Annotated in this window: 13 protein-coding genes; 11 read left to right on the plus strand and 2 right to left on the minus strand. The window is 73.4% G+C overall.

Going from position 1 to position 11332, the window contains the following annotated elements; genetic code table 11:
* Window positions 1-7 precede the first annotated feature (7 nt).
* A complete protein-coding gene (locus tag KUM03_RS13875) occupies window positions 8-223 on the plus strand; it encodes a hypothetical protein (protein WP_217247866.1) in 216 nt (71 codons plus the stop codon).
* A gap of 41 nt (window positions 224-264) precedes the next feature.
* Here the strand turns inward: KUM03_RS13875 and KUM03_RS13880 are convergent, their stop codons facing one another.
* Entirely contained in the window at window positions 265-1431 is a 1167-nt protein-coding gene (locus KUM03_RS13880) for a low specificity L-threonine aldolase (RefSeq protein ID WP_217247874.1), read from the minus strand.
* 198 nt (window positions 1432-1629) lie between these two features.
* Between KUM03_RS13880 and KUM03_RS13885 the strand changes: the two genes are divergently transcribed.
* The 10 genes from KUM03_RS13885 to KUM03_RS13930 all read left to right on the plus strand — a co-directional run bounded on the left by KUM03_RS13885 (window position 1630) and on the right by KUM03_RS13930 (window position 10371).
* On the plus strand, window positions 1630-2787 hold the full coding sequence (locus KUM03_RS13885; RefSeq protein WP_217247876.1) for a Rossmann-like and DUF2520 domain-containing protein: 1158 nt from the start codon (window positions 1630-1632) through the stop codon (window positions 2785-2787).
* The gene (panC, locus tag KUM03_RS13890; RefSeq protein ID WP_217247879.1) at window positions 2784-3791 is read left to right on the plus strand and encodes a pantoate--beta-alanine ligase; all 1008 of its coding nucleotides are present in this window, start codon (window positions 2784-2786) and stop codon (window positions 3789-3791) included. Before KUM03_RS13885 ends, panC begins: the two co-directional genes overlap by 4 nt.
* Window positions 3788-5521, plus strand: a complete 1734-nt coding sequence (locus KUM03_RS13895; RefSeq protein ID WP_217247881.1) for an L-aspartate oxidase — start codon at window positions 3788-3790, stop codon at window positions 5519-5521. Before panC ends, KUM03_RS13895 begins: the two co-directional genes overlap by 4 nt.
* A gap of 5 nt (window positions 5522-5526) precedes the next feature.
* Window positions 5527-6507 carry a carboxylating nicotinate-nucleotide diphosphorylase gene (gene nadC / locus KUM03_RS13900; RefSeq protein WP_217248086.1) on the plus strand — a complete coding sequence of 327 codons (981 nt, stop codon included), beginning with the start codon at window positions 5527-5529 and terminating at the stop codon, window positions 6505-6507.
* A 5-nt stretch (window positions 6508-6512) separates the two neighbouring features.
* On the plus strand, window positions 6513-7310 hold the full coding sequence (locus KUM03_RS13905) for a type III pantothenate kinase (RefSeq protein ID WP_217247883.1): 798 nt from the start codon (window positions 6513-6515) through the stop codon (window positions 7308-7310).
* Window positions 7311-7793: 483 nt separating this feature from the next.
* Entirely contained in the window at window positions 7794-8423 is a 630-nt protein-coding gene (locus tag KUM03_RS13910) for a hypothetical protein (protein WP_254399298.1), read from the plus strand.
* A 23-nt stretch (window positions 8424-8446) separates the two neighbouring features.
* Window positions 8447-8626 carry a hypothetical protein gene (locus KUM03_RS13915; protein ID WP_053134922.1) on the plus strand — a complete coding sequence of 60 codons (180 nt, stop codon included), beginning with the start codon at window positions 8447-8449 and terminating at the stop codon, window positions 8624-8626.
* 175 nt (window positions 8627-8801) lie between these two features.
* Window positions 8802-9236 (plus strand): BlaI/MecI/CopY family transcriptional regulator, encoded by a 435-nt coding sequence (locus KUM03_RS13920; protein ID WP_073726721.1) that lies wholly within the window; start codon window positions 8802-8804, stop codon window positions 9234-9236.
* Between the two features lie 9 nt (window positions 9237-9245).
* Window positions 9246-9755 (plus strand): amino-acid N-acetyltransferase, encoded by a 510-nt coding sequence (locus KUM03_RS13925; protein WP_217247885.1) that lies wholly within the window; start codon window positions 9246-9248, stop codon window positions 9753-9755.
* 280 nt (window positions 9756-10035) lie between these two features.
* Window positions 10036-10371, plus strand: coding sequence for an Lsr2 family protein (locus tag KUM03_RS13930; RefSeq protein ID WP_217247887.1), 336 nt, complete (start codon window positions 10036-10038; stop codon window positions 10369-10371).
* A gap of 20 nt (window positions 10372-10391) precedes the next feature.
* On the opposite strand, the gene KUM03_RS13935 is transcribed toward KUM03_RS13930, so the two are convergent.
* On the minus strand, window positions 10392-11180 hold the full coding sequence (locus KUM03_RS13935; protein ID WP_217247890.1) for an SCO3374 family protein: 789 nt from the start codon (window positions 11178-11180) through the stop codon (window positions 10392-10394).
* Window positions 11181-11332: the final 152 nt, after the last annotated feature.

Consider the following 11332-nt stretch of genomic DNA (forward strand, 5'->3'; position numbering starts at 1 on the left):
ATCCGTCATGAGCATCACGCAGCAGTACCTCCTCGACACCTACCGCGCCCGGCAGCTCGGCGAGCCCGCGCCGCCGGCACCCGGCACCCTGGACCGGCAGGTCGTGCGCGAGTGGCGCGACCACCGCCGGTTCCGGGCCGTGCTCACCGGCCGCCCCGCGCACGGCCGCCTGCGGCGCGCCCTGCGCCGGTGGTGGGCCCTGCGGCCGCGCGCCCTGGGCTGAGCCCGGGACCCCGGTGACCCCGGCGCCCCGCGCACGGTCGGTCAGAGCTTCAGCCTGGCCGCGAAGTCGGCGACCGCCGCCTTCACGTCGTCGGACGTCCACTCCAGGCCCGCCGACTCCACCCCGATCTCGGTGAAGGCGATCCCCGGACCACGGCTGTCCCAGGGCAGGGAGAAGAGCATCGTCCCGGTCTCCTCGCCCTGCCGCAGCGCGGCCTCGCCCGCGTCGTCGGCGTCGCAGGGCAGCCAGACCTGGAACTCGTGGGTGTGCGGCACCTCCGGGTGCACCCGCGCCCACGGGAACCCGGCCGCCGCGAAGCCCTCGCGCAGCTCGGCGGCCACCACGCGCGCGTGGGCCACGTACTCGGGCAGCCGGGGCAGCTCGCGCTCCAGCCCCGCGAGCGCGGACAGCACCGTGGGGAACTGCTGGAACAGCAGGCCGCCGTACCGGTGCCGCCAGGCCTTCGCCTCCTCGACCAGTGTCCGGGGACCGGCCAGGGCGGCACCGCCGTAGCCCTTGAGGGACTTGTAGTACGAGACGTACACGCTGTCCGCCAGGGCGGCGATCTCGGTGAGCGGGCGGCCGAAGTGGACGGTGCACTCCCACAGGCGGGCCCCGTCGAGGTGGACGACCGCGTCGCGCTCCCGCGCGGCGGCGACGACCTCGGTCAGCTCCTCCCAGGTGGGCAGCAGGAAGCCGGCGTCCCGGAGCGGCAGTTCCAGCATCAGCGCGCCGAACGGTTCGTCGAAGCCGCGTACCTCGTCGGCGGTCGGCTGCCTGGGCTCGTCCGTCAGCCGTACCGGGCGCAGTCCGCCGACCCGGCTGAAGGCGTCGCGCTCGTGCACCTCGGGGTGGCCCAGCCCGTGCAGCGCGACGGCCGGATTGCCGGTGCGGCCCGCCCAGCAGCGCAGGGCCACCTGCTGGGCCATGGTGCCGGTCGGGAAGAAGGCGGCGGCCTCGGTGCCGAGCAGGGCGGCGGTCTTCTCCTCCAGCGCCGCCACGATGCCGTTGCCGTACATGTCGGAGGGCTCGTCGAGGTCGTACAGCTCGTCGGCGTCGTCCAGCAGCGCCATGCGCTCCCGCAGGGACGTGATGAATCCAGGGCGCGCCAGCAGGCGCTGTGCGTCGCGGTGGACGGCCACGCGTCGTGCACGAAGCCGCCGGTACCGTTCCTCGGTCGTTTCAGCTTGCTCTGCCGTATCGCTCATGCCGGGATCATGCCGCGCGGGCCGCGGACGGGGCACCCTGGTTTCGCCGCGGCCCGGCACGCACCGCGGCGTGTGTCCGGCCGCCGTGCGGAAACCCACAGCCTGTGGACGACCGGACGTGCCCCGAACCAATCGCGTTAACATGACGAGAAATCGTCCGGTACCCCGAGCGGACTGGAACGGGAAGGCCGCCGTCGCGTGAACACAACCCCACAGCCAGACCCCAAGGACCGCCCCGCGCGGCTCACCGTAGGCGTCGTCGGCGCCGGACGCGTGGGCCCCGCGCTGGCCGCGTCGCTCCAGCTCGCCGGGCACCGCCCGGTGGCCGTCTCCGGGGTCTCCGACGCCTCCAGACGCCGCGCCGGGGCACTCCTGCCCGACGTGCCGCTCGTCCCGCCCGCCGAAGTACTCCAGCGCGCCGAACTGGTCCTGCTGACCGTGCCCGACGACGCCCTGCCGGGGCTGGTCACCGGGCTCGCCGAGACGGGGGCGGTGCGGCCGGGACAACTGCTCGTGCACACCTCCGGGCGGTACGGCGCGAGGGTCCTGGACCCCGCCCTGCGTGCCGGCGCCCTGCCCCTCGCCCTGCACCCGGCGATGACCTTCACCGGCACCCCCGTGGACGTCCAGCGCCTGGCCGGCTGCTCCTTCGGCGTCACCGCGCCCGAGGAGCTGCGGCTGGCCGCCGAGGCGCTGGTCATCGAGATGGGAGGCGAGCCCGAGTGGATCGCCGAGGAGCGGCGCCCGCTGTACCACGCCGCGCTCGCACTCGGCGCCAACCACCTGGTCACCCTGGTCGCCCAGTCCATGGAGCTGCTGCGCACGGCCGGCGTCGCGTCCCCCGACCGGATGCTCGGCCCGCTGCTGGGCGCCGCCCTCGACAACGCCCTGCGCTCCGGCGACGCGGCCCTCACCGGACCCGTCGCGCGCGGGGACGCGGGCACGGTCGCCGCGCACATCGAGGAGCTGCGCGCACACGCACCGCAGGCGGTCGCCGGCTACGTGGCGATGGCCCGCGCGACCGCCGACCGGGCCCTGGACCACGGCCTGCTGAGGGCGGAACTCGCCGAGGACCTCCTCGGGGTACTCGCCGACGGGACCGGAACGGCAACCGCAACCGCGACCACGGCCGACGGACCCGACGGACCCGACGGACCCGACGGGCCGGACGGGCCCGGCGGCGCGACGCGAGCCCTCGCCCCCACCGACGACGACCCCACGGACCCGGAAGACACCACCGGCACCGAAAGCGGCACGACGGGCACCGACAACCCCACCGGAACCGAAGACCCCACGGGCACCGGCGACACCGGCGGCACAGACGGCACCGACGGCACCGAGGGAGACGCCCGATGACCACCACCACCCCGCCGCCCGTCCTGCTGCGCACGGCCGACGAACTCCACGCGCGCGTGCGGCACGGCCGCCGGGCCGTCGTGATGACCATGGGCGCCCTGCACGAGGGCCACGCCACGCTGATCCGCACGGCCCGCGACCTGGCCGGCCCGGACGGCGAGGTCGTCGCCACCGTCTTCGTCAACCCGCTCCAGTTCGGCGCCGGCGAGGACCTCGACCGCTACCCGCGCACCCTGGACGCCGACCTGAGGATCGCCGGGCAGGCGGGCGCGGACGCCGTCTTCGCCCCCTCCGTCGACGAGGTCTACCCGGGCGGCGAACCCCAGGTGCGCGTCACCGCCGGCCCGATGGGCGAACGCCTGGAGGGCGCCTCCCGCCCCGGCCACTTCGACGGCATGCTGACCGTCGTCGCCAAACTGCTCCACCTGACCCGCCCGGACCTCGCCCTCTACGGCCAGAAGGACGCCCAGCAGCTCGCCCTGATCCGCCGCATGGTCCGCGACCTGAACTTCGGCGTGGACATCGTCGGCGTCCCCACCGTGCGCGAGGACGACGGCCTGGCCCTCTCCAGCCGCAACCGCTACCTCTCGCCCCAGGAGCGCCGCACCGCCCTCGCCCTCTCCCAGGCGCTGTTCGCCGGCCTCGACCGGCACGCCGCCCAGGAGGCGCTGCGCGCGCGGGCCCGCGAGGTGCCCGCCACGCACGCGCGTGCCGAGGCGCTGAGCGCCCTGGGCGAGTCCCGCGCGGCGGCCGACGCCCACGCCGTCTCGAACGCGTCCCCGGGCACCCCGGGAGCCGTACGCGCCGCCGCCCGCCTGGTGCTCGACGACGCCGCCCGCCTCGACCCGCCGCTGGAGCTGGACTACCTCGCCCTGGTCGACCCGTCCGACTTCACCGAGATCGGCGACGACCACACCGGTGACGCCGTCCTCGCCGTCGCCGCCCGGGTCGGCGCGACCCGGCTGATCGACAACGCACCCCTCACCTTCGGAGCCGCCTCGTGACCAGCACAGGCATACGACTGCACGCCCCCGCGCCCGGCTGGGCCATCGCCGCGGACGTGGTGGTCGTCGGCTCCGGAGTCGCCGGCCTCACCGCGGCCCTGCGCTGCGAGGCGGCGGGCCTGCGGACGGTCGTCGTCACCAAGGCCCGCCTCGACGACGGCTCCACTCGCTGGGCCCAGGGCGGCATCGCCGCGGCCCTGGGGGAGGGCGACACCCCCGAACAGCACCTGGACGACACCCTGGTCGCGGGCGCGGGCCTGTGCGACCAGGAGGCGGTCCGCACCCTGGTCACCGAGGGGCCGGACGCCGTACGCCGCCTCATCGCGACCGGCGCGCACTTCGACGAGTCCACCGAGGGCGGCCTGGCCCTCACCCGCGAGGGCGGCCACCACCGCCGCCGCATCGCTCACGCGGGCGGCGACGCCACGGGCGCGGAGATCTCCCGCGCGCTGGTCGAGGCGGTCCGCGCGCACGGCATCCGCACCGTCGAGAACGCCCTCGTCCTGGACCTCCTCACGGACGCCGACGGCCGCACGGCCGGCGTCACCCTGCACGTCATGGGCGAGGGCCAGCACGACGGCGTCGGAGCCGTCCACGCCCCCGCCGTGGTCCTCGCCACCGGCGGCATGGGCCAGGTCTTCTCGGCCACGACGAACCCCGCCGTCTCCACGGGCGACGGCGTGGCACTCGCCCTCCGCGCGGGCGCCGAGGTCAGCGACCTGGAGTTCGTCCAGTTCCACCCCACGGTCCTCTTCCTGGGACCGGACGCCGAGGGCCAGCAGCCCCTGGTCTCGGAGGCGGTACGCGGCGAGGGCGCCCACCTGGTGGACGCCGACGGCGTGCGCTTCATGCGGGGACAGCACGAACTCGCGGAACTCGCCCCCCGGGACATCGTCGCCAAGGGCATCACGCGCCGCATGCAGCAGCAGAACGCCGAGCACATGTACCTGGACGCCCGCCACTTCGGCGCCGAGATGTGGGAGAAGCGCTTCCCCACGATCCTCGCCGCCTGCCGCGCACACGGCATCGACCCGGTCACCGAGCCGATCCCGGTCGCCCCGGCCGCCCACTACGCCTCCGGCGGCGTCCGCACCGACGCCTCGGGCCGCACCACGGTCCCCGGCCTGTACGCGTGCGGCGAGGTGGCCTGCACGGGCGTGCACGGAGCCAACCGCCTGGCCTCCAACTCGCTCCTCGAAGGACTGGTCTACGCGGAGCGCATCGCCGCCGACATAGCGACGGCCCACGCGGAAGGCACCCTGCACGCGCGCGTACCGGCCGCCCTGCCGCACCGCGAACAGCCCGAGCACCCCCTCCTCCCGCCCGAGTCCCGCCTCGCCGTCCAGCGGATCATGACCGAGGGCGCCGGCGTGCTGCGCTCGGCGGAATCGCTCACCCGCGCGGCGGACCGGCTCCACCACCTCCACACCGAGGCCCGCGAGGCCCTGCACGAGCACGGCAAGACGTCCGAACCGGGTGTGGACACGTGGGAGGCCACCAACCTCCTGTGCGTGGCCCGCGTTCTGGTGGCGGCGGCGGCCCGGCGCGAGGAGACCCGCGGCTGCCACTGGCGCGAGGACCGGGCCGACCGCGACGACACGACGTGGCGCCGGCACATCGTCGTACGCCTGAACCCGGACCGCACCCTCGCCGTGCACACCACGGACACGCCAGAATTCCCCCCGACGAATCCCTCTCCCCAGCCGACGCAGCGTCCCCAGGAGCAGTGACAGCAGTGAACACCCCCGACCTTCCCCTCGCCTCCGGCGGAGGCTGCGGCGACGGCTGCGCCTGCGGCGCGGACACCGACGAAGACACCTACATGGAGTGCGGCCTCGACCCGGCCCTGGCGGCACTCCTCCTGGACTCCGGCCTCGACCCCGTCGAGATCGAGGACCTGGCGAACCTGGCGATCCAGGAGGACCTGGCGGGCGGCGTGGACGTCACGACGGTCGCGACCATCCCCGAGGACGCCGTGGCGACCGCCGACTTCACGGCCCGCGAGCCCGGCGTCGTGGCGGGCCTCAGGGTCGCCGAGGCGGTCCTCTCGGTCGTCTGCACGGACGAGTTCGAGGTGGAACGCCACGTGGAGGACGGCGACCGCGTCGCCGAAGGCGACAAGCTCCTCTCCGTCACCACCCGCACCCGCGACATCCTCACCGCCGAGCGCAGCGCGCTGAACCTCATGTGCCGCCTGTCCGGCATCGCGACCGCCACGCGCGCGTGGGCGGACGTCCTGGACGACACGAAGGCGAAGGTCCGCGACACCCGCAAGACGACTCCCGGCCTGCGCAGCCTGGAGAAGTTCGCGGTCCGCTGCGGAGGCGGCGTCAACCACCGCATGTCCCTCTCGGACGCGGCCCTGGTCAAGGACAACCACGTGATCGCGGCCGGCGGTGTGGCAGCGGCCTTCGAAGCCGTCCGCGAACGCTTCCCGGACGTCCCCATCGAGGTCGAGGTCGACACCCTGCACCAGCTCCGCGAGGTCCTCGACGCGGGCGCCGACCTGATCCTCCTGGACAACTTCACCCCGTCCGAGTGCGAGGAGGCGGTCGCCCTGGTCGGCGGCCGGGCCGCCCTGGAGGCGTCGGGCCGCCTGACCCTCGACAACGCCAAGGCGTACGCGACCACGGGCGTCGACTACCTGGCCGTGGGAGCCCTCACCCACAGCTCCCGCATCCTGGACATCGGCCTGGACCTGCGAGCGGCGGAGTAGAAGCCATGCTGCTGACGATCGACGTAGGCAACACGCACACCGTCCTGGGCCTCTTCGACGGCGAGGACATCGTCGAGCACTGGCGCATCTCCACGGACTCGCGCCGCACGGCCGACGAGCTGGCGGTCCTCCTCCAGGGCCTGATGGGCATGCACCCGCTTCTCGGCGACGAACTGGGCGACGGCATCGACGGCATCGCCATCTGCGCGACGGTCCCCTCGGTCCTGCACGAACTCCGCGAGGTGACGCGCCGCTACTACGGCGACGTCCCCGCCGTCCTCGTCGAACCGGGCGTCAAGACGGGCGTGCCCATCCTCACCGACCACCCCAAGGAGGTCGGCGCCGACCGCATCATCAACGCGGTGGCGGCCGTCGAGCTCTACGGAGGCCCGGCGATCGTCGTGGACTTCGGCACGGCGACGACCTTCGACGCGGTCAGCGCGCGTGGGGAGTACGTCGGCGGGGTCATCGCCCCCGGCATCGAGATCTCGGTCGAGGCACTCGGCGTCAAGGGTGCCCAGCTCCGCAAGATCGAGGTGGCGCGTCCCCGCAGCGTGATCGGCAAGAACACGGTCGAGGCGATGCAGTCCGGGATCGTCTACGGCTTCGCCGGCCAGGTCGACGGCGTCGTCAACCGCATGGCCCGCGAGCTGGCCGACGACCCCGACGACGTCACGGTCATCGCGACGGGCGGTCTGGCGCCGATGGTGCTGGGCGAGTCCTCGGTCATCGACGAACACGAGCCGTGGCTGACCCTGATGGGACTCCGCCTGGTGTACGAGCGGAACGTGTCCCGCCTGTAGCGGGTGACCCGGGGTGCGTGCGGGTGGGCTCCGCGCCCGGCGTCCACAGGTCACCGGCGTGGGGTGGGCGTCGGGGGTGGGTCGCGCGGCCCGGCGCTGACGGGGTGCCGCCTGCGCCCACCCGTGCCGCCCCAGCGGCACGACTGCCCGCAGCTGGGCGGGATGGCGTGGCACCCGCGCACCCGCGCACCCGCGCGGACGGTTGGCCGCGTACGGCGGGAAGGGGACGTGTCGGGGGGTGTCCGCCCGCAGCGGTTGGCGCGTCCGCGCCGTTCACCCCAGTAGCCGACCGATTCCGCGCCGTTCCGAGGACGGACACCCCCCGGCGCGGCCCCGACCCACAGACCACACACCGCGCGCTACCCGCACCCCCACCAACCAGGCACCCCGCACCACCGCCGGAGGCCTACGCAACCGAGTGGCCCCCACGCCACACCCCACCCCCTATGCCGAGTTTGTCTGATTAGCGCGTATCGTCACCGCATGCCCACGCCCTACGGACCCCGCGGCGGCATGGCGTTCGGTGCTCAGGAGCTGCGTGTGCTCCGGCGCGCCCTCGCCCTCGCCCTCAAGCCCAGCCACGTCTCGGCACAGGAGGCGCAGGACTGCCTCCACCTCGCAGAGTCGCTCGACGAGGCGATGCGGGAGAGCGCCAGGCTGCGCGCCTTCCTGGTGGCCGACCTCGCCCGGTACCGCGCCGCCCTCCCCGGCACCGCCACCGGCTACCTCGCGCTCCTGGAAGAGGCCCTGGCCGCCGGACACCGCCCGGACGCGGACGACCTGGCCGCCCTCGGCGCCCTGCGCGGCAACCCGGCCGCAGCCGCCCTCCTGGCCCGCTGCGCGCCCCCGGCGCCCCCCGCCCCCAAGGTCACCCTCCCGGCCGCGCGCACGCGCACCGGCACCCGTCTCCTCCTCGCCCTCCCCGGCGGCCGGCAGTCCGACAAGAAGCCCGAGCAGGACCCGTCCCGGAAGCCCGCACAGCAGCCCACCCCGAAGCCGGCCACCCCCAAACGCCCCGTCCCCACCCCGGGCGAGGTGTTCCCCCGCCGCAAGCCCGCCCCGCCCGAGCCGGAGTCCGAGTCCGCGTCCCGGCACCACCTCGCCGCCGGCTGAGACGGCCTGGCTACCCTGGATCCATGGACTACGTCTCCGCGCTCCTGCCCCCGGCCGTCATGGCCGTGTTCTTCATCGGCGTGATCAGGGTGATCGTGAAGACCCAGGGCGGCGCCAACAAGGCCAAGGAGGACGCGGCCGTCGACGCCGCCCTCGCGCGAGCGGAGGGCGCCCGCCAGCCGTCCGCCCACCCCGAGGCCTGACCGGCGGCGCCACCCGGATCGATCCGCCCCGGCACCACTCCGCCCCACGGGCGTACGACTCCCCGCACCCACCATGAGGAGTCGTACGCCCTTTTCGCGCCCGTTCGACACCGAACGCGCACGTACGGCACGTTCCGGCACGCCATCGCCGGGATCTCCCACTATCGTTCGAAGCGTGCCTCGCCCATTGGGAGAACTCGAAGACGCGGTCATGACGAGGGTGTGGAAGTGGAATCGCCCCGTGACCGTTCGAGAAGTCCTGGAAGATCTGCAACAGGAACGGTCCATCGCCTACACCACGGTGATGACCGTTTTGGACAATCTCCATCAGAAGGGCTGGGTGCGCCGCGAAGCGGAAGGCCGGGCCTATCGATATGAGGCGGTCTCCACCCGCGCCGCCTACGCCGCCGCGCTGATGAACGACGCATGGTCCCAGAGCGACAACCCGGCCGCCGCCCTCATCGCCTTCTTCGGCATGATGAGCGAGGAACAGCGCCAGGCACTGAGAGACGCCATCCGCATCGTGCAGGGTCCGGATACCCCGCCCGATACCCGACCGGATACTCCCGCTCCCAACCCCGGTTCGGTACCGGACGCCGGCGAGCGATAGCGTCCCCACATGCCAAAAGCCATCACCGTCCGGCGGGCCCGCACCAGCGATGTCCCGGACGTGCGCCGGCTCCTCGACGCGTACGTTCGTGACCGCATCCTGCTCGACAAAGCGATGGTGACGCTTTACGAGAGCATCCAGGAGTTCTGGGTCGCGGAACGGGACGACAACGCCGAGGTGGTCGGCTGCGGCGCCCTGCATGTCATGTGGGAAGACCTCGCGGAAGTGCGGACTCTCGCGGTGAAGCCCGGCCTGAAGGGCTTCGGCGTCGGACACCGGTTGCTGGAGAAGTTGCTGGACACGGCGCGCTGGCTCGGTGTTCGCCGCGTTTTCTGCCTGACCTTCGAAGTGGACTTCTTCGGCAAGCACGGCTTCGTCGAGATCGGGGAGACGCCCGTCGACACGGATGTCTACGCGGAGCTGCTGCGTTCCTATGACGAGGGCGTTGCGGAGTTCCTGGGTCTCGAACGAGTGAAACCGAACACCCTGGGCAACAGCCGGATGCTTCTGCATCTGTGATCGCCGGGCACCGACAGGCTGTCACGGGCTTCGACGGGCTTCGACAGGCATCCTTCGCCAGGTTTATTCCACCGCTGCACCGTGCGCGGGTTCCCTATGTCCGAAACGCGCATCTTTCCGTCCCGGAGGCGGGCAACCGGTCTCCGCCGGGGGTTTGTGTTTTCCCGGCAAAAGCGGTTTGCTTTCCGACGTACTGCAGTACTGCATATAACAAGGGACGGCGATACGGCGGACGCCGGCGGACGTCCGGTCCCTCAAGTTATCGATGAAAGGAAATCCGGTGGCACAGAAGGTTCAGGTCCTTCTTGTCGACGACCTCGACGGTGGCGAGGCAGACGAGACCGTGACGTTCGCGCTGGACGGCAAGACGTACGAGATCGATCTCACCACCTCCAACGCGGACAAGCTCCGCGGTCTTCTCGAGCCTTACGTGAAGGGCGGGCGTCGCACCGGGGGCCGTGCTTCCGGCGGGCGCGGCAAGGCGCGTGCCTCTTCGGGCGGCAGCCAGGACACCGCGGCGATCCGCGCCTGGGCGAAGGAGAACGGCTACGAGGTCAACGACCGCGGCCGTGTCCCCGCGATCATCCGCGAGGCGTACGAGAAGGCCAACGGCTGATCACCCGGCCGCGCCACACGTCACGGGCTCAGCGCCCGGGGCGGCGAGAGGCGGACCCGGTGGCATTCCGTCGCCAGGGTGTGCACCAGCCGGGCGAGATCGGGGGCGGACCCGACGCCGCCCACGGCCGACAGTGTCGGCAGCGAGGCCTCGACCTCGCACCCCTGCTCCGGGGGCCGCAGCCAGACGGCGGCCCCTCGCCGGAGCCGACCGTCGCGGTCCGGGGGACGCGGCGGCGGGAGCACCGAGCCGGAAGCAGGGGCCGGGGCAGGGGACACGCGGTCCAGGAGGCTGCCCGGACCGCCGGTGCCGCCCTGACCGCCCGCGCCGCCCTGACCGCCCGCGCCGCCCTCCCCGATACAGTCGGCCATCGGCCCCGGCGGCGCGTCGACCAGGCCACCCGCTCCGACCGCCGTCAGGTCCAGCGGCAGGGACCCCCACTCCAGCCACTCCAGCAGCCCGGGCAGCTCGTCCGCGCCGCCCGCGGCCACGAGCAGCAGCATCCGCTCACCCCGCAGGGCCACCGGGAACCCGGGCCGCCGCGGGCCGGTGCCACGGCGTCCGAGCCGTTCCAGCGCCGCGTGACCGGCCTTTGCCGGGACGTCCAGGACGTCGAAGCGGACTCCCGTACGCAGCCGGAGCGGCGCCCCGGGGGCCGTCGGCCAGCCGAGCACGCTCTCGTACCACCACCGCACCCGTTCCCAGGAGCCGGCCGCTTCGACCGGCCGGCGGGGAACGGGCACGCCGGGGGCGGCGACGGACGCATCGCGGACTGCCGGTACCGGAACCGGGGGCGGGACGCCAACCATGCCAAGTGCAACAGTCGAAAGAACCCCCGAGTTACGCTGGGTGGCGAAACGGACGCACAGAGTGCTGGAAAGGGGGGCGTGCGGGGGTGCGGGGAGGCGCAAGGTTGTTCGCCCATAGCGGAGGGAACCGGTGCGCGCGGCATGGAGTGTCA

This window comes from Streptomyces sp. AC602_WCS936, assembly GCF_019049125.1.
Lineage (GTDB): Bacteria > Actinomycetota > Actinomycetes > Streptomycetales > Streptomycetaceae > Streptomyces.